This window comes from Pseudomonas sp. L5B5 (genome assembly GCF_020520285.1).
Taxonomy (GTDB): domain Bacteria; phylum Pseudomonadota; class Gammaproteobacteria; order Pseudomonadales; family Pseudomonadaceae; genus Aquipseudomonas.
Genome location: NZ_CP084742.1, coordinates 598,097 through 614,587 on the forward strand (window position 1 = coordinate 598,097; position 16,491 = coordinate 614,587).

The window sequence follows — 16,491 nt, forward strand, 5'->3', positions numbered from 1 at the left end:
CTTGAGCGCCTTTCCCATGGACCGTTTCAACGCCATGCGTGTGTTCACCCGGATCGTCGAGCTTGGCGGGTTCACCCGGGCAGCCGACAGCCTGCAACTGCCCCGGGCGTCGGTCACGATCCTGATCAAGCAGCTGGAGGCCCACCTGGGCGTGCAGTTGCTGCACCGCACCACGCGCCAGGTCAGCCCCACCCTGGATGGCGCGGCCTATTACCAGCGTTGCGTGCGCTTGCTGGCGGACCTGGAGGAAACCGAGGCGGTGTTCTCCCAGGCTCGGCACAATCCCCGGGGGATCTTGCGCATCGATATGCCGGCGGGCATCGGTCGGTTGATCGTGATGCCGGCGTTGCCGGAGTTCTCCGCATGCTATCCGCTGATCGAGCTGGAGATCGGTCTCAACGACCGCCCGGTGGACCTGGTCCGCGAAGGGGTGGACTGTGCTCTGCGGGGTGGCCCGGTCCTGGACGAGAGCCTGGTGGCGCGGCCGTTGGTCCAGCTGTCCCAGGTGACCTGTGCCAGCCCCGGTTATCTGTTCCAGCATGGCATCCCGACCTCTGCCGCGCAGTTGCAGGGGCATCGGATGGTCGAATACTTTTCCAGCGTCTCCGGCAAGCGCTACGGCCTGGAGTTCCTCATTGACGGGCAGTTGCACGAGATCGAGTTGCCCAAGCGGGTGGCGGTCAACAGCGCCGATGGCTACCTGGCTGCCTGCGAGGCCGGCTACGGGCTGGTGCAGACTCCCTACTACCATGTTGCCCGGCAATTGCAGGCGGGCACGCTGGTGCAGGTGCTGGCGGACCAGGCGCCGCCGCCGTTGCCGCTGACCGCGCTTTATCCGCCCCAGCGACACCTGTCCACCCGGGTACGGGTGTTCGTCGATTGGTTGCTGGAGCTGTTCGCGCGGCCGGGCAGCTTCACCACGGGTTCTTGAGGGGCGGCCCGGACAGCAAAACGCCCGCGGCAGGGCGGGCGTGGATTGTGATGGTGCGGGAGGCTGGTTGACAGGTTTGGCCGGTGGACTGGCCGGTTGCTTCAACGGTGATAGTAGTAGCCGTGGCCGCCTTCGTAGTAGCGGTGATGCCAGCCATCGTGGGGCATGATGATGCAGCCCGACAGGGTCAGCATGGCCAGAAGGGGAATCAGCAGTGTGATTCGACGGAACATTTCTCAATCCTCAAGGGCTCGGTGAACACGACAGGGCGACAAGGGAGAAAAAACTCCTTCGCGCCTGTACCATATGACCCCGATTTGCCGCGCGCATCCCCGAATCAGGGTATGTGCTTGGCATCGACCTCGATACACAGCGGATACAATTTCAGCTTCAGGATTCCCGCAATGACTCAGTCACAACGCTTGAAATATTCGATTCTGATTTCCCTCGCGGTTCTGGGAATCATGCTTGGCCTTTCCTACCTGCAGAACAGCGGCGTCATCAGTGAAAAGACCTTCCAGTACGTCGCCATCGCCGTGGCAGTCATCGTCGTGGTGCTCAATGGCGTGATGCGGCGCAAGGTCAAGCCCTGAGCCCTGGGCGGCCTCAGCCCAGGCCGTCCAGTACTGCTGCTGCCTGCTGGTGCAGGCTGTAGCTCTTGTCTGCGTTGAGGGTGATGACCCCTTCGCTGCACAAGCGCTTCAAGACTTCTCGCACACTGAGAAACGACAGTGGAATGTCCAGCTCCAGCAGTTGGCTATGGATGCCACGTACCCCCAGGGAACGTTCGCTATGGGCCGCCACCAGCAGGGCATCGATGACTTTCAGGCGAATCAGGCTGGTGCGCAGGCCGAAGCTCTTGAGCATCTGCTTGATCCGATCGTTGCTGTGGCGTTCGGCCTGCTTGCTGAAGACACCGGCGCCGGCGTTGAGGGAGGGCGTTCTGTTCACGGTGTTGCCGTCCATTGGCAGTTGCGGGTTGTACATGCAAAAACTCCTTAATCAGAGCCTGATCAGGAAAAGAATGATGGGTGCTCTAGTAACTAGACGAACGAGCACGCCAAATCATGAGTCCCCGGATGTAGAAAATTTGTCAGTATCAAGTCACTGACACGTGATGGCCCGCACCTGCGGGCCGCAACCGGTTAATTTTTTTTCATCGACTTCGTCTGTAAGGCAGGCAGGCGCCGGTTCAACCGTGCGCGGCCGGATCCCAGGCTGGTGGCCTTGCCCAATTCTTGCGGCAGTCCAGCCCTGGTTCTGTCTTTCTGTATCAGGAGTCGGCGTGATCATTTCCAGGCAGTTATCCAACGTTTGCCTTGCAGCCTTGTTTCTGAGCTTCAGCGGCGGCGCCCAGGCGCTGGCCCAGCCGGAGCAGACCCTTGCCGAGATTCGCCGCACCAGCTTCGGCGTGCCGCATATCAGGGCGGCCGATGAGCGTGGCCTGGGCTACGGCATCGGTTATGCCTATGCCCAGGACAACCTGTGCCTGCTGGCCAATGAGGTACTGACGGTCAATGCCCAGCGTTCACGTTATTTCGGTGCCGAGGGCCAGACCCTGGAGCAGCGCGACAACCTCAGCAGCGACCTGTTCTTCAGCTGGCTGAACACGCCACAGGCGGTCGAAGGATTCTGGCAGGCGCAACCTGCGCCGATGCGCGAGCGCATGCAGGGTTATGTCGACGGCTACAATCGGCAATTGGCCGAACGCCGGGCCCAGGGCCTGCCGGAGCAATGCAGCGGCGAGTGGGTGCGCCCCCTGACCACCGCAGACCTGGTGAAGCTGACCCGGCGCCTGCTGGTCGAGGGCGGGGCGGGTCAGTTCGCCGAGGCCCTGGCCACAGCCGTGCCACCGGGGGCTACGCAGGCCGGGTTGTCGGCCCAGGCCTGGCAGCTGGCATCCGCGCGCCAGCAGCGTTTTGCCCTGGACCGCGGCAGCAACGCCGTGGCCATCGGCAGCGAACGCTCGTTCAACGGGCGTGGCCTGCTATTGGCCAACCCGCACTTTCCCTGGGTGGGCGGGATGCGCTTCTACCAGATGCACCTGACGATTCCTGGCCAGCTGGATGTGATGGGCGCCGCCTTGCCCGGCCTGCCGGTGATCAACATCGGCTTCAACCAGCACCTGGCCTGGACCCACACGGTGGATGCCTCCAAGCACTTCACCCTGTATCGCCTGGAACTGGACCCGAAGGATCCGACCCGCTACCTGCTCGATGGCCGCTCGGTACCCCTGGAGCGCCAGCTCGTCACGGTGCAGAGCAAGGGGGCGGACGGTCAGATGCAGGCGCATTCGCGCACCCTGTACAGCTCGGTGTTCGGGCCGGTGGTGCAATGGCCCGGCGAACTGGATTGGGATCGCAAGCACGCCTATAGCCTGCGAGACGCCAACCTCGACAACACCCGGGTGCTGGCCCAGTGGGCGGCGATGAACCAGGCGAGCAGTGTGGCCGGCCTGGAGGACAGCGTGCACCGAGTGCAGGGCATTCCGTGGGTCAATACCCTGGCAGTGGATGACCAGGGCCGGGCGCTGTACATGAATCAGTCGGTGGTGCCCAACGTCACCCAGGCCAAGCTGGCGCAATGCAGTGATCCGCGGGCCGGCACCCAGGTCGTCGTGCTCGACGGCTCGCGCAAGGCTTGTGCCTGGGACATCGATCCGGCAGCGGCCCAGCCGGGCATCTTTGCCGCCAGCCAGCTGCCGCAACTGGCGCGAAACGATTACCTGCAGCACTCCAACGACTCGGCCTGGATGGTCAACCCGGCGGCGCCGCTGCAAGGCTTCTCACCGGTGATCAGCCAGCAGGACGTGCCGTTGAAGATGCGTGCACGTTTTGCCCTGGATCGGCTGAGCCGCCTGCACCAGGCCCGCGCCAGCGATTTGCAGCACCTGGTCACCGACGAGCAGGTGTACCTGGCTGGCCAGGTGATGCCTGACCTGCTGCAATTCTGCGAGCAGGACCTGGGCGCGGATGCCCAGCGACTGGGGCCGTTGTGCCTGAGCCTGAAGTCCTGGGATCGCACCGCCGGCTTGCAGGCGGGCCTTGGGTTCGTGCATTTCCAGGGCATCATGCAGGCGTTGTTGCAGGATCCGGATGTCTGGCGCGTGGCCTTCGATCCTCGGGACCCGCAACACACGCCGCGCGGCCTGGCCATCAGTCGTGAACCCGTGGCCCGGGCCCTGCGCGAGGCGATGCTGGCTTCGGCGCAGCAGGTGCAGGAGGCCGGCCTGGCCGAGGATGTCCGCTGGGGCGATATCCAGCAGGTCAGCCAGGGTGGCCAGCCGACCCCGGTGCCCGGCGGGCCGGAGAGCCTGGGGATCTACAACGCCATGCAAAGCGTGCCCGGTGCGGCTGGCAAGCGCGAGGTGGTCAGTGGCACCAGTTACTTGAACATCGTCAGTTTCGATGAGCAGGGGCCACGGGCCAGGGGATTGCTGGCCTTTTCCCTGTCCAGCGATCCGGCCTCGGCGCATTTTCGCGACCAGACCGAGGCCTTCGCCCGCAATCAGTGGAGTGAACTGCCCTTTACCGAGGCGCAGATCCGCGCCGATGGCCAGTACCAGGTGCAGGTGATCGAGGAGGCTCGCAAGGAACCGGTGGCCTTGGTTCACCGCTGAGTTCAAGCGCGGGAAAACGATGAAGGCCGCCCCGGCAACGGGGCGGCCTTCAGCTTTTTGGCGGGGACTGCGGCAGCGAGTTGATCACCGGATTGCCGTCGCGGTTACGGGTCAGGTAGACCGGCAGCACCTTGGGCAAAGAGGTCAGCAGGCTCTTGATCTCGCGGGTGTTGTAGATGCCACCGACGCGGATCTTGCCGGTGTTGCTATCGGCGACCTGCGCCGGGGTGTCGAGGTAGCGGTTGATCAGCGGCAACGCATCGTTGAGCGACAGGTTGTCCAGTACCAGCTTGCCGTTGCGCCAGGCCAGGGAGCTGTCATGGCTGTAGGTCTGGCTGATCTGCGGCTCGTAGTCGCCGCCCTTGTAGCGGGCCTGCATGCCTGGCTCGAGACGGAAACCCTCGCCGGGCAAGGCGGTGTTGCTGCTCACCAGGACCGACCCCTGGAGCAGGGTGACCCGCACCTGGTCCTCGTACAGCCACACATTGAATTGGGTACCGGTGACCTTGACCTGACCGTTGGCAGCCTTGACCACGAACGGATGGCTGCTGTCGTGGCTGACCTTGAAGAAGGCCTCGCCTTTTTTCAGGGTGACTCGGCGCTGGTCCTTGTAGTTGCTGTAGACCAAGCTACTGCCCAGGTTCAGTTCCACTTGGCTGCCGTCGGCCAGGGTGACGCTGCGCAGGCTGTCGCCAGCCTCGAAACGCTCGTAGGAGGAGGGCAGCCAGCCCATCTCCCAGCCGCTGTAGGCGGCCAGGGGCAGAACGCAAAGGGCGATCGCTGCCGCCGCGCCGTAGTGCTGCCAGGTTCGCCGTGGGGAACGCAGGGATGCAGCAGGGGCGAGGGTCGAGGACGGCAGTTGATCCGCCACCTCCCATATCTCGCGCATGGCCTCGTATTCGAAGGCGTGGAGGGGGTCGGCATCATGCCATTGCTGGAAAGCCAGGCGTTCGGCCTCGCTGCAGTCCGGTTCATGCAGGCGCATGCACCATTGGGCGGCAGCTTGGGTGATGGCGTCGTATTCGGCTTCCGAGAGGATCTGTTCGCTCATTGACTCTTCCTGATTTCGCGCATTCTACCCTCCAGGACAACCCTTGTAGAACAGTCGGCATGGCGATTGAGTATCAAAGTGAACTTATTTTCATCCGCCACGCCCTAAAACCACGTTGTGTATCGAAAGCAACTACAAATGGAGATGGACCATGCTGAAGCACACTTTTGCCGCACTGTTTGCCTGCGCCACCCTGTTTGGCGCTTCCGCCGCGCTGGCCGATCACCCGCAGGCGGGCTGGATCACCATCGAGAAAGCCATTGAAACGGCAAAGACCAAGGCCGGCTACGTGGCTATCTACAAGATCGAAGCGGACAACGACGGCTACTGGGAAGGTGAGGGGCGCAAGTCCGATGGCAGTGTCTACGAGTTCCGGATCGACGGAACCTCGGGAAACATCCTGCGCGACCAGAAGGATTGACGCCCGCTTGACATGACCCAGGGAGGCGATACCGCTTCCCGCCCACCTCTGTCGCCGCTGCCGATCTCGCGAGACTGCCCAAGGGCGCATGGCGCCCGCGGCAGCTGTGTCTTGTACTTAGTGACGAGCCTTGTGCAGCCACCGGTAGCGGCGACACGCCACGCTCCTGTCGACGGTTGACAGGTCCGGGCTGCGCCGTTGTTTAATCGCCAGGTCACACGCTGTAGCCCCCTCCAATAATTACACTGGAGCTTCAGATGTCTGCATCGTCCCTGGTTGAAACTCCCTGCCAATACCTGTCCATGCCAGCCTTGGTGCAGTTGCTGGAGACGATTCTCCTGCGCCACGGTTGCAGCGCCGAGGTCGCCCGCAGCCTGGCCGAGAACTGTGCCATGGCCGAGCGTGATGGCGCTCACAGCCACGGCGTGTTTCGTATCCCCGGTTATCTCTCGACCCTGGACAGTGGCTGGGTCGACGGCCGTGCCGTGCCGGTGGTGGAAGATGTGGCTGCGGCGTTCGCGCGAGTCGATGCCGCCAACGGTTTTGCCCAGCCGGCCTTGGCCGCTGGACGCGAACTGCTGGTGAGCAAGGCCCGCCACGCCGGAATCGCCCTGCTGGCGATCCGCAATTCGCACCATTTCGCTGCACTCTGGCCGGATGTCGAGCCCTTTGCCGAAGAAGGGCTGGTGGCCCTGAGCGTGGTCAACAGCATGACTTGCGTGGTCCCCCATGGCGCCGACCGACCGCTGTTCGGCACCAACCCGATTGCGTTCGCCGCACCCCAGGCCCACGGGCATCCGATCGTCTTCGACCTGGCCACCAGCACCATCGCCCATGGCGACGTGCAGATAGCCGCAGCCAAGGGTGAGCGCCTGCCTCCCGGGATCGGGGTCGACAGCCTGGGCCAACCGACCCAGGACCCGGGGGCGATCCTCGAGGGCGGCGCCTTGTTGCCCTTCGGCGGTCACAAGGGATCGGCGTTGTCGATGATGGTGGAGCTGCTCTGCGCCGGGCTGACCGGGGGCAACTTCTCGTTCGAGTTCGACTGGTCCAATCATCCGGGAGCCAAGACCCCCTGGACCGGTCAGTTGCTGATCGTCATCGATCCGGGCAAGGGCGCCGGCCAGAACTTTGCCGAGCGCAGCCAGGAGCTGGTGCGGCAGATGCATGCGGCAGGCCTGAAACGCTTGCCGGGGGATCGCCGTCACTGGCAGCGCGAGCGCTCTCGGGAAACGGGTATCGCCATTCCCTGCGAGCGGTTGGAGCAGCTTCAGGCATTGGCGCTGGCGTGACCAGCCGGGGAAGGTAAGGGCCAGGCATCCGGGGCCTGGCCTTGGACGGGGGCGCGCTCAGGAGCGGCGGCCGAGCAACAGGCCGACTACCAGGCCGACGCCTGCGGAGATGGCCACGGTCTGCCAGGGATGACCACCGATGTACTGTTCGGTGGCGTCCACCACCGGCTTGCTGCGCTCACGCACATTGGTTACCGAGTCCAGCGCCTGCTTGAGCTTGAGGCTCACCTGGCGGCGCAGGCTTTCACCTTCCTCGCCGACCAGGGCAGCGCTGCCCTTGAGCAGTTTTTCCGATTCTTCGATCAGCGCCTGCAACTCGCTGAATGCCTGGTCCTTGATTTGATCGTTTTCCGCTTGCGCGGCAGTTTTACGAGCCATGAAGTGGTTCCTTGTCGATGTGGCCTTCTGGTGCAGTGTGCCCTGCGAGCCTGCGAAGAACGCTGGTACTTCGCTGACGCTCGCAACCTGCGGCGGCTACGGGGTAGTCGGGGTGGCAAGCAATGGAGTCTGGGGCAGGGGCAAAAGTTGCAGCTGTTTTGCCTTCCATTCGCCATCCCGGGATAAACCGCCGGCCCCTACAGTGTAAGATGTCGCCTATTTTACGCAGCAGGAATTTCCCATGAGCTTCAACCTGGCTAACAAGACCCTGGCCGAGCGCGCCGCCATCGAGGACGAAAAGTCCCGCCTGTTCGAGCTGTGGCAGAGCAACCTGGGCAAGGCCAAGAGCGAGGCCGCGCGCTTGTTCGGCGAGCGCAGCAAGCGCAAGGGCAAGTGGGCCGAATGGGTCCGCGCGGAACTCGACGGCATGTCGCCACCGGAGTTCTCCAACATGGTGCGCAGCGAGGTCAATCGCCTGATGGCGGCGAGCAAGTAACGGCAAAGCTCTCGACGATCGCTTCGCGCACCTTCACCAGCAGCGGGTCGATCTGCGCGCTGGTACGCCAGCCCAGCTCGATGGGGTAGCGTGGCAGCGCCAGGGGGCAGGGCAGTACTCGCAAGCCGGTGAACTCGGCAATGCATCGGGCAGCATGGGCGGGGATGGTGGCCACCGCCTGGCTGCCCTTGAGCAGAAACGGCAACGCTGCAAAATGCGTGGTCGAGGCGCATACCTGGCGACTCAGCCCCAGCGTCGCCAGCCCCTCGTCGGTGATGCCGATGAAACCCTGTGACGATACCAGCAGGTGTTCGCGCTCGACGAACTCCTCGATATCGATCTGCTCCTGCCCCGCGGCGAGGCTGGCCGGGTCCGCCAGGCACAGGTAGCCACCTTCCCCCAGGACCTGGCGGCTGAGCATGCGCTGGGCGAACCCGCCGGCGCTGATCGCCAGGTCGACGCTGCGCTGCAACAGCGCCTCGGCGACGATCTGGCTGTGGGTCTGGCGAAAGATCAGGCGCAGCTTGGGCGCACGCCGGGCGACGGCCTCGATCAGGCGCCGGCCATAGGCGATCTCGAAGTCATCCGAGAGCCCCACGGTGACTGCCCGGCCCTGATAGTCGGCGCTGTCCGGCGCCACCATCGCCAGGCTCTGCCGGCACTTGTTCAAAGCCTCGCTGACCACCGGTTTTAGCTGGTTGGCCTTGAGGGTCGGCGCCAGCCCGCGACCGGTACGCACGAACAACTGATCGCCGTACATTTCCCGCAGCCGACGCAAGGCGGCACTCATGGCCGACTGGGTCACGCCCAGGCGCAGGGCTGCGCGGCTGGCGCTGGACTCATCATGCAAGGCTTCGAACGCCTTGAGCAGATTGAGGTCGATGCTGGCGATATTCATCTGGTTCATATCATTAAGCAGTGAGTTGGGGTTTATCGATGATCGGTGGCGGCATGAAAATGCGCAACACTTGATCGTCGAAGGAGTCCAGCCATGCCCACATCCATAGTCGCAGCCCTGCAGATCGGTGCCTTGCCAGGCGGCAAGGCCGAAACCCTGGAGCAGATCCTGTCCTACGAGGACGCCATCATCGAAGCCGGTGCCAAGCTGGTGGTGATGCCCGAAGCCCTGCTCGGCGGGTATCCCAAGGGCGAGGGGTTCGGCACCCAACTGGGCTACCGCCTGCCCGAGGGACGTGAGGCCTTCGCGCGCTACTTCGCCAATGCGATCGATGTGCCGGGCGTGGAAACCGAGGCCCTGGCGGGGCTCTCGGCCCGTACCGGCGCCAACCTGGTGCTGGGGGTGATCGAGCGCAGCGGCAGCAGCTTGTATTGCACCGCGCTGTATTTCGATCCGCAGCAAGGGCTGGTGGGCAAGCACCGCAAGCTGATGCCCACCGGGACCGAGCGGCTGATCTGGGGCAAGGGCGACGGCTCCACCTTGCCGGTCCTGGATACTCAGGTCGGCCGGATCGGTGCGGTGATCTGCTGGGAAAACATGATGCCGTTGCTGCGTACGGCCATGTACGCCCAGGGCATCGAAGTCTGGTGCGCGCCCACGGTGGACGAGCGCGAGATGTGGCAAGTGAGCATGCGGCATGTGGCCCACGAGGGACGCTGCTTCGTGGTCAGTGCCTGCCAGGTGCAGGATTCGCCCGAGGCGCTGGGCGTGGAGGTGGCCAACTGGCCGGCGCAACGGCCATTGATCGCCGGCGGTAGTGTCATCATCGGCCCCATGGGCGATGTGCTGGCCGGACCACTGGTGGGCCGTGCCGGGCTGATCAGCGCGGTCATCGATACCGACGATCTGGTGAAGGCCCGCTATGACTATGACGTGGTGGGGCACTACGCGCGCCCGGACGTGTTCGAGCTGACCGTGGACCAGCGTCCGCGTCCTGGCGTGCGTTTTACCTGAGGGGCGTCAGTGGCGCCAGGCGCCGCCATTCTTCGCGGGTGATTTCCCATATGTCCAGAGGGAAGCTGCCACTGACGAACTGGCCGGCGTCGGAACGCACCAGGCGCATCCCGCCGCGTTCGGAAATCCGCCGCGACCCTTGGTTGGGGGCCGCCTTGGGCACCCGCATCAGCGGTTGCTCCAGCACTTCGAACCAGTAGTGATCCACCACCTGGCACGCCTCGCTCATGTAGCCCTGGCCCTGCCACTGCGGGGCCAGCCAGAAGCCGCGGTTGTTGTCGGTCTCGTGCATCAGGCTGATGCTGCCGATCATTTGCTCGGGTGCCTCGCGCAGGCGGATGGTCCAGTGCCATTCCTCGCCACGGGCCGTCGCCGGCAAGGCCATGTCACGCACGAAGCTCAGGGCGCCATCGGCCGGGTAGGGCCAGGGCACGTTGGCATTGAGGTAGCGCACCACTTCCCATTGCGGAAACAGGCCCTGGATGGCGGCGGCGTCGGCCAGCTCCAGGGGGCGCAGCAGCAGGCGCTTGGTGCTCAGGGGGGGAGTCGGGCGCGGGTCCATTGGCAAGCGGTCCAAAGTGGCAGGGAAGCCTTGCATAGTCCCCGCAATACTGCCGATGAATCAAGCCGCGATGAGTTTGACGCGGCCCCGGCGCTGCCGTTGAATAGCGCTCTGGTTCAGCCCCGCGACTTCTGGAATCCCCTGTGCTTAGAAACGTCACCGACATGGACCTGCGCCTGCTGCGGATTTTCTCCGTGGTGGTCAAGTGCGGCGGGTTCACCGCGGCCCAGGCCGAGCTGAACATGAGTCAGTCGAATATCAGCATGCATATTTCCAGCCTGGAAAAACGCCTCGGCTACCGGCTTTGCGAGCGCGGCAAGGGCGGCTTTCGCCTGACCGAGAAGGGCCAGCGGATCCTGGCGGCGGCCCAGGCCCTGTTCGGCGCGGTGGAGGTGTTCAAGGACGAGGCCCAGGAACTGTCCGGGCGCCTGGTGGGGGATCTGTACCTGGGGCTGGCGGACAACATCGCCACCTTGCCTGCTGCCCGCATCGATGCGGCCATCGCCCGCTTCTATCGCCGCGAGCATGACCTGCACCTGCATGTGTTCATCAACTCGCCTACGGAGCTTGAGCGGGCGGTGATCGACGGTCAGTTGGACCTGGCCATTTCCTATTTCAGCCGCACCCTGCCGACCCTCGACTATCAGCCGCTGTACGCCGAGGAGATCGCCCTGTTCTGCGGTGTCTCGCACCCGCTGTTCACTGTCCCTCAGCCAGAACTTGCGCACATCAAGGCCTGTGATTGGATCAAGCACGGCTTCCTGCCGGCCAGCCAGGTGCTGCCGGTGACGCCCCAGCGCGCCTCGGCCACCGCCTACCACATGGAGGCGGTAGTCCATGGAGTGCTGGCGGGCACCCACCTGGGCTACCTGCCCAGCCACTATGCCCAGCCCTGGGTCACGGCGGGGCAGATGCGTGTGCTGCACCCCGAAACACTGCGCTACGAGGTGCACCACAGCATGATCACCCATGCCGGACATGTCCCTGGCGAAGCATTGAAGGCGTTTATCGCCGACCTGCTGGCCGAACATGGCGGCTGATCCCGCGCTTCAAGCCAGGCAGCGGGTCACGGACTTGATCGACTGACAGACGGCCAGCCCCCCAGGGCCCCAGTTCGCGCCCGATACCGCTGCCACTGGTGCGCTGGCGGCCGGCATCGGTGCGCCGCCGCCACGCCGGTGCCCATCGATGTTCAAGGCAGGTCTCATGGGCGTGCCCCGGGCAGTACACCGTGCACGGCGTTGCGAAAAATCTGGCTGTAGTCGGCGGCGCTCAGCGGCCGGGCATTGGTGTCCGAGGACGAGGTATCCGCCAGGGCCTGGGTCCCGACCCATTCGGCGTCATGGCTATCCAGGCCGATATCCGCCAGGCAGTGGGGGATGCCCAGTTCGGCGCGCAGGGCCAGGATCCAGTCCAGGAACCCCTGGAAATCTCCCCCGGGCAAGTCCAGGTAGCGGGCCAGGCGCCCGATCTCTGCGGCAATCACCGGCTGGTTGGCCACCAGCACATAGGGCAGGAGGATGGCATTGAGCAGGCCATGGTGGCGGTGATAGCGGGCGCCCAGGGGATGAGCCAGGGCGTGGACCCCGCCCAGGCCCTTCTGGAAGGCCACAGCGGCCATCGCCGAGGCCACCAGCATGCCTTCCCGGGCCTGCAGGTCCTGGCCATGGCTCACTGCCCGGGGCAGGTGCTGCTGCACCAGGCGCATGCCTTCCACGGCAATCGCGCTGGACATCGGGTGGTACAGCGGCGAGCAGAACGCCTCGATATGGTGGGTCAGGGCATCCATGCCGGTGGCGGCGGTCAGCGTCGGCGGCAGGCTGCGGGTCAGCAGCGGGTCGAGGATCACGCAGGCGGGCAGCAGTTCCGGATGGCTGATCACCCGTTTGACCTGCTGCTGGCTGTCGGTCAGTACCGCTTCGCGGCCCAGCTCGGAACCGGTGCCGGCAGTGGTGGGCAGGGCGATCAGGGGCGGCAGGCCCAGGCGCGGAAAGTCACTGAGGCTCGGGTAGTGCTCGATCACCCGGGACCATTGGAAACGCTGCAGCCCTTGCGGGTCCACGGCGGCCAGGGCGATGCCCTTGGCGGCATCCATGGCGCTGCCGCCGCCCAGGGCGATCAGCGAGTCGTGGCCGCCGGCCCTGAAGGCTTGGACGCCGCGCTGTACATCGTCCAGGCTCGGGTTGCTGGCCAGCTCGGCAAATACCGCAAAGTCCTGGCGGCTTTGCTCCAGGTGCGCTGTCAACAGGCGAAAGGGTTCCAGTTCGAGCATGCCCGGGTCGGTGACCAGCAAGGGCCTGGCCATGCCCAGCAGGGCGCAACGCTGGGCCAGGCCGTGCAGGGCCTCGACGCCGCAGAAGATCTCGGTGGGGTAATTCCAGTAGTGGATGGACGGGGGCATCGATGGTCTCCAGAAACATCAGGCGTGAAGCGGCCGGCGCGGCAGGCGCCGGGCGAATGACTGGGTGGGAATGCGCTGTCGCTGTCAGCGCATGGGGATTCAGCCGCGGTTGGATACGTTGCGGTCGCGGCGCAGGTAGGGCTTGGCCAGGACCATGTAGATCAGGCCCAGCGCGGCCAGGGTCGAGAACACCAGCACCACCGCCCAGACCTGGAACCAGGGCGCTCCGGGCGGTGCCAGGGATTCCCGGGGCCAGGCCACGTTGATGCTCTCGAACAGCAGCCAGGCAAAGGCCGCGAGATTCACCGGCAGACCCCAGCGGCCGAGGTTGAACACCCCGGCGTCGGGCCGCCAGCGACCACGCAGGCGATGAACCAGGGCACAACCGATCACGATCAGGAACACCATGAAGAAGCCACCACTACCGAAGGCGATCAGGGTGCCTACGGCAGTGGCGTTCAGGCCCAGGGCCAGGCCGAAACTGGCAAGCAGGGTGCTCAGGAGCATGGCGGCGAAGGGCACCTTGCGCCCATCCACCCGGCGCAGGAACGCCGAGGCGGGCAGGATCGAGTCCCGGGCCATGCCGAACACCGCGCGGCCGATATAGGTCTGCACCGAGACCACGCAGGCAATGAAGGCCACCAGCACCACGCCGACAAAGGGTCGCTCGGCCCAGGCGCCAAAGGCTGCGACTACCGCCGGGGTGACCGGGTCCACCACTTGGCCGGCCACCAGGCCCGCGGTGTCGGTAAAGGACAGGGTCACGGCAAAGGCGGTGAGCATTACCGTCAGCCCCACCAGCAGCATCGAGCGCAGGATGGCCCGCGGCGTGGAGGTGCGGGCGTCGGCGGTTTCCTCGGACACCTGGGAGCAGGCGTCGAAGCCCAGGAACGCCCAGCCGCCCACTGCCATGGCAGTGACGAAGCCACCCAGGCTGGAGCCGTCGCCGCTGGCGGGGTCGTTCAGGCCTTCCAGCAGCAGCGACCAGTCGTGGTTGCGAAAGAACAGCAGCAACAGCACGCCGATCCCGATGGAGGCGATGGCTTCGGCGATGATCCCGGCGTTGACGAAGTACTTCAGCGGGTTGATCCCCAGCAGGTTGACCCCCAGCCCCAGTGCCAGCAGCACGGCGCCGCTGAACACCTGGGCATTGGCCGAAGGTGGCGTGCCGGTGACAAACAGCCACAGCCAGAACCCGCCCAGATAGGCCACGGTGGTCAGGGACGCCAGGGCCGAGGCCAGGTACATGAATCCGGTGAACCAGGCCCAGCGGTCTCCCGCCAGGCGCTTGACCCACTGATAGCAGCCACCGGCCAGGGGGTACTGCGAGGCGAGTTCGGCATAGATCAGCGCCACCAGCATCTGCAGGGCCAGGCACAGAGGCACGATCCACACCCAGGATGGGCCGGTGCTCATGGCACCGAGGGCCATCACCGAATAGATCCCTACCACTGGCGAAACCGTGGCGAAGCCTACGGAGAACGACGACCACAGGGACAGGCCGCGATGCAGTTCCTGGCGGTAGCCCTGGTGGTGCAGCAAGTGTTCATCGGTGCCCGGAGTGGGCAGGAAATCAGTCATGGCGCACCTCGTTCAAGGATCGCGGGGCACGATGCAGGCCGACGCAAGGGCGGCGTGATGGGGTAGTTGACATAGAGATTCCTGGAGTCGGCAGATCAGATTGTTATTGGGATGGCCATTAGCTGTTGTTTTTTGGCGTACCGACATTGCCTGGCCTGCTGGGGCAGGCCAGGACGAGCTTACGGTGGGCAAGCATCAAGATGAATATATGGATTGGTAAGCTGGTATCTGAATTTGCTGATGTTTTGCAGGGGCCTGCTGCAGCACGCCCTGGGGTCGCTCCAGGCACCTGAGGCGTCATTGATGCTGATTGCGCGACAGTTGGCTGGGGCGACCTGGCGGCCAGCCTGTCGGCGTTGCCGCAGGGCGCGCGTGACGGGTTGCTGGTGTTGTATGCCGGGGCGTTCAATCAGTTGTTGCAGGTACTGATGATCATCACCCTGGCGGCGGCCATGGTGGTTCGGGTGGCGCTGCACGAGCCGCGCCACCCGGGTTGATCAGCGAAATTCGAAGAACTCGTAATGCAGGTTGCTCTCGGGAATCCGACATTCGCGCATCAATTCCCGGACGCGTCCCAGCAAGCCCTTGGGCCCGCAGAAGCTGACCTGGATCTGCGCCGGGTCGGTTTCCGCCGCCGCGCGCCTGAGCGTCTGGGTCAGGGGCTCGACGCCAGCGCTGTTGGCGACGAAGCCGACGCCGCGGGCCTGGGCCATGCCTTGCAGGGCATCGACGCTGGGGAAGGCCCGAGAGGGGTTGTAGCAGTACACCAGGGTCGCCCGGTCGAGTTGCCCGGCGGCCTGGTCCTGCAGCCAGGCAATGAATGGCGAGATGCCGACCCCGCCGCCGATCCAGATTTCCCGGCTGGCCTGTTGCGGGCGCTTGAAGCGGCCGTAGGGGGCGTAGATGTCCGCCAGCATGCCGACCTTGACCTGCTTGTGCAGCCGCTGGGTGTAGTCGCCCAGTGCGCGAATCACGAACTCGATGCGCCCGTCATGGGCCTGGGCGCTGGCGATGGTGAACGGATGAGGCTCGCGCAGGCCCTTTTCCTGCATCGCCAGGAAAGCGAACTGCCCTGCCTTGAAGGGAAAGCCCCGACCCTGGGGAATCAGCTCCAGGTGCAGTGAGTTGCGTTCGACCCCGACCGCCGTCACCCGATACTCGCCGGCCTTGGCCAGGAACGGGTAGAGCAGCAACTTGTACAGGGCTCCCAGGACTCCGAGCAGGCACAGCACGCCCAGCCAGATGCCCGATGGGGTGTCGAGGGCAATTGGCGACTTGAAGCTCAGCCAGTGCAGGATAACGATCAAAAACAGCGGGCCGGACAGCTTGTGCCACCAGCGCCACTGGCTGTAGGGGATGTTGCGGTTCAGTGCGAGCAGGACGATCAGCCCCAGGGCCACGTAGCTCAACTGGCGCACCATGCGCGTCCAGTACTTGGACAGCTCGAGGATCGGCACGCTGCCCCATTCGTCCAGGTTGGCCTTGAACACCAGGTGATAACTGGCGAACGCCAGGGCCCAGATGCCCAGCCACTTGTGGGTCTCGTACACCCGGTCGAGGCCACCGAACAGGCGCTCGACCCAGCGCCAGCGGCTGGACAGCAGGCAGGACAGTGCCATGTACGCCAGGGCAGTACTGCCCAGGACCAGGCTCAGGGTCGCGGAAGTCAGCCAGGTCTGGCTGGGGATTTGCAAAAGCAGGGTGAATGTGGTGATCAGCAGGACGCCGACGATCGTGGGCCAGGTTTTCAAGGGTGCATGACTCCAGTCGAGGAAATGCCGCCATGGCGAAAGCATCGTCCCGACAGGGCGCGCGCAGGTGGCGATGCATTGATCAATGGGCAGTGG

17 protein-coding genes are annotated in these 16,491 nt (G+C 64.8%); 8 read left to right on the top strand and 9 right to left on the bottom strand.

All coding sequences use genetic code 11. The features are described 5' to 3' along the window. The first annotated feature begins 16 nt into the window (after positions 1–16). Complete coding sequence (locus LGQ10_RS02630; protein WP_226524598.1) at positions 17–931, top strand: LysR family transcriptional regulator; 915 nt, start codon at positions 17–19, stop codon at positions 929–931. Between the two features lie 101 nt (positions 932–1,032). Here the strand turns inward: LGQ10_RS02630 and LGQ10_RS31335 are convergent, their stop codons facing one another. Further along, positions 1,033–1,164 (bottom strand): hypothetical protein, encoded by a 132-nt coding sequence (locus LGQ10_RS31335; RefSeq protein ID WP_264194088.1) that lies wholly within the window; start codon positions 1,162–1,164, stop codon positions 1,033–1,035. 171 nt (positions 1,165–1,335) lie between these two features. Here LGQ10_RS31335 and LGQ10_RS02635 point away from each other — a divergent pair, with 171 nt between their 5' ends. After that, the gene (locus LGQ10_RS02635; RefSeq protein WP_058437175.1) at positions 1,336–1,524 is read left to right on the top strand and encodes a hypothetical protein; all 189 of its coding nucleotides are present in this window, start codon (positions 1,336–1,338) and stop codon (positions 1,522–1,524) included. Between the two features lie 13 nt (positions 1,525–1,537). On the opposite strand, the gene LGQ10_RS02640 is transcribed toward LGQ10_RS02635, so the two are convergent. Then, a complete protein-coding gene (locus tag LGQ10_RS02640) occupies positions 1,538–1,918 on the bottom strand; it encodes a hypothetical protein (protein WP_058437174.1) in 381 nt (126 codons plus the stop codon). 298 nt (positions 1,919–2,216) lie between these two features. On the opposite strand from LGQ10_RS02640, the gene LGQ10_RS02645 reads away from it, so the two are divergent. Then, on the top strand, positions 2,217–4,550 hold the full coding sequence (locus LGQ10_RS02645) for an acylase (RefSeq protein WP_226524599.1): 2,334 nt from the start codon (positions 2,217–2,219) through the stop codon (positions 4,548–4,550). 49 nt (positions 4,551–4,599) lie between these two features. On the opposite strand, the gene LGQ10_RS02650 is transcribed toward LGQ10_RS02645, so the two are convergent. Continuing rightward, the gene (locus tag LGQ10_RS02650) at positions 4,600–5,601 is read right to left on the bottom strand and encodes a FecR family protein (RefSeq protein ID WP_226524600.1); all 1,002 of its coding nucleotides are present in this window, start codon (positions 5,599–5,601) and stop codon (positions 4,600–4,602) included. A gap of 151 nt (positions 5,602–5,752) precedes the next feature. Here LGQ10_RS02650 and LGQ10_RS02655 point away from each other — a divergent pair, with 151 nt between their 5' ends. After that, positions 5,753–6,022, top strand: coding sequence for a PepSY domain-containing protein (locus LGQ10_RS02655; RefSeq protein ID WP_022644282.1), 270 nt, complete (start codon positions 5,753–5,755; stop codon positions 6,020–6,022). A gap of 257 nt (positions 6,023–6,279) precedes the next feature. Further along, positions 6,280–7,314, top strand: coding sequence for an Ldh family oxidoreductase (locus LGQ10_RS02660; protein ID WP_058434641.1), 1,035 nt, complete (start codon positions 6,280–6,282; stop codon positions 7,312–7,314). 57 nt (positions 7,315–7,371) lie between these two features. Here the strand turns inward: LGQ10_RS02660 and LGQ10_RS02665 are convergent, their stop codons facing one another. Continuing rightward, positions 7,372–7,692, bottom strand: a complete 321-nt coding sequence (locus tag LGQ10_RS02665; protein ID WP_058434642.1) for a DUF883 family protein — start codon at positions 7,690–7,692, stop codon at positions 7,372–7,374. Between the two features lie 241 nt (positions 7,693–7,933). On the opposite strand from LGQ10_RS02665, the gene LGQ10_RS02670 reads away from it, so the two are divergent. Beyond that, complete coding sequence (locus LGQ10_RS02670; protein ID WP_226524601.1) at positions 7,934–8,188, top strand: hypothetical protein; 255 nt, start codon at positions 7,934–7,936, stop codon at positions 8,186–8,188. Here LGQ10_RS02670 and LGQ10_RS02675 read toward each other — a convergent pair. Further along, entirely contained in the window at positions 8,160–9,095 is a 936-nt protein-coding gene (locus tag LGQ10_RS02675; protein WP_058434643.1) for a LysR family transcriptional regulator, read from the bottom strand. The two genes, LGQ10_RS02670 and LGQ10_RS02675, sit on opposite strands and share 29 nt — an antisense overlap. 84 nt (positions 9,096–9,179) lie before the next feature. Between LGQ10_RS02675 and LGQ10_RS02680 the strand changes: the two genes are divergently transcribed. Then, positions 9,180–10,100, top strand: a complete 921-nt coding sequence (locus tag LGQ10_RS02680) for a carbon-nitrogen hydrolase family protein (protein ID WP_226524602.1) — start codon at positions 9,180–9,182, stop codon at positions 10,098–10,100. Here LGQ10_RS02680 and LGQ10_RS02685 read toward each other — a convergent pair. Further along, positions 10,093–10,662, bottom strand: coding sequence for a GNAT family N-acetyltransferase (locus LGQ10_RS02685; protein ID WP_058434647.1), 570 nt, complete (start codon positions 10,660–10,662; stop codon positions 10,093–10,095). The two genes, LGQ10_RS02680 and LGQ10_RS02685, sit on opposite strands and share 8 nt — an antisense overlap. A 143-nt stretch (positions 10,663–10,805) precedes the next feature. Here LGQ10_RS02685 and LGQ10_RS02690 point away from each other — a divergent pair, with 143 nt between their 5' ends. Beyond that, positions 10,806–11,702 carry a LysR family transcriptional regulator gene (locus LGQ10_RS02690; protein ID WP_058434645.1) on the top strand — a complete coding sequence of 299 codons (897 nt, stop codon included), beginning with the start codon at positions 10,806–10,808 and terminating at the stop codon, positions 11,700–11,702. A gap of 164 nt (positions 11,703–11,866) precedes the next feature. On the opposite strand, the gene LGQ10_RS02695 is transcribed toward LGQ10_RS02690, so the two are convergent. The 3 genes from LGQ10_RS02695 to LGQ10_RS02705 all read right to left on the bottom strand — a co-directional run bounded on the left by LGQ10_RS02695 (position 11,867) and on the right by LGQ10_RS02705 (position 16,395). After that, positions 11,867–13,063 carry an iron-containing alcohol dehydrogenase gene (locus LGQ10_RS02695; protein ID WP_058434646.1) on the bottom strand — a complete coding sequence of 399 codons (1,197 nt, stop codon included), beginning with the start codon at positions 13,061–13,063 and terminating at the stop codon, positions 11,867–11,869. Positions 13,064–13,162: 99 nt separating this feature from the next. Next, a complete protein-coding gene (locus LGQ10_RS02700) occupies positions 13,163–14,644 on the bottom strand; it encodes an APC family permease (protein WP_226524603.1) in 1,482 nt (493 codons plus the stop codon). A 497-nt stretch (positions 14,645–15,141) separates the two neighbouring features. After that, complete coding sequence (locus tag LGQ10_RS02705) at positions 15,142–16,395, bottom strand: ferric reductase-like transmembrane domain-containing protein (RefSeq protein ID WP_226524604.1); 1,254 nt, start codon at positions 16,393–16,395, stop codon at positions 15,142–15,144. Positions 16,396–16,491: the final 96 nt, after the last annotated feature.

Excerpts from the sequence above, each read along its gene's own strand:
- LGQ10_RS02630 (WP_226524598.1), top strand. The coding sequence starts at position 17 with ATGGACCGTTTCAACGCCATGCGTGTGTTCACCCGGATCGTCGAGCTT.
- LGQ10_RS31335 (WP_264194088.1), bottom strand. The coding sequence starts at position 1,164 with ATGTTCCGTCGAATCACACTGCTGATTCCCCTTCTGGCCATGCTGACC.
- LGQ10_RS02635 (WP_058437175.1), top strand. The coding sequence starts at position 1,336 with ATGACTCAGTCACAACGCTTGAAATATTCGATTCTGATTTCCCTCGCG.
- LGQ10_RS02640 (WP_058437174.1), bottom strand. The coding sequence starts at position 1,918 with ATGTACAACCCGCAACTGCCAATGGACGGCAACACCGTGAACAGAACG.
- LGQ10_RS02650 (WP_226524600.1), bottom strand. The coding sequence starts at position 5,601 with ATGAGCGAACAGATCCTCTCGGAAGCCGAATACGACGCCATCACCCAA.
- LGQ10_RS02655 (WP_022644282.1), top strand. The coding sequence starts at position 5,753 with ATGCTGAAGCACACTTTTGCCGCACTGTTTGCCTGCGCCACCCTGTTT.
- LGQ10_RS02660 (WP_058434641.1), top strand. The coding sequence starts at position 6,280 with ATGTCTGCATCGTCCCTGGTTGAAACTCCCTGCCAATACCTGTCCATG.
- LGQ10_RS02665 (WP_058434642.1), bottom strand. The coding sequence starts at position 7,692 with ATGGCTCGTAAAACTGCCGCGCAAGCGGAAAACGATCAAATCAAGGAC.
- LGQ10_RS02670 (WP_226524601.1), top strand. The coding sequence starts at position 7,934 with ATGAGCTTCAACCTGGCTAACAAGACCCTGGCCGAGCGCGCCGCCATC.
- LGQ10_RS02675 (WP_058434643.1), bottom strand. The coding sequence starts at position 9,095 with ATGAACCAGATGAATATCGCCAGCATCGACCTCAATCTGCTCAAGGCG.
- LGQ10_RS02680 (WP_226524602.1), top strand. The coding sequence starts at position 9,180 with ATGCCCACATCCATAGTCGCAGCCCTGCAGATCGGTGCCTTGCCAGGC.
- LGQ10_RS02685 (WP_058434647.1), bottom strand. The coding sequence starts at position 10,662 with ATGGACCCGCGCCCGACTCCCCCCCTGAGCACCAAGCGCCTGCTGCTG.
- LGQ10_RS02695 (WP_058434646.1), bottom strand. The coding sequence starts at position 13,063 with ATGCCCCCGTCCATCCACTACTGGAATTACCCCACCGAGATCTTCTGC.
- LGQ10_RS02700 (WP_226524603.1), bottom strand. The coding sequence starts at position 14,644 with ATGACTGATTTCCTGCCCACTCCGGGCACCGATGAACACTTGCTGCAC.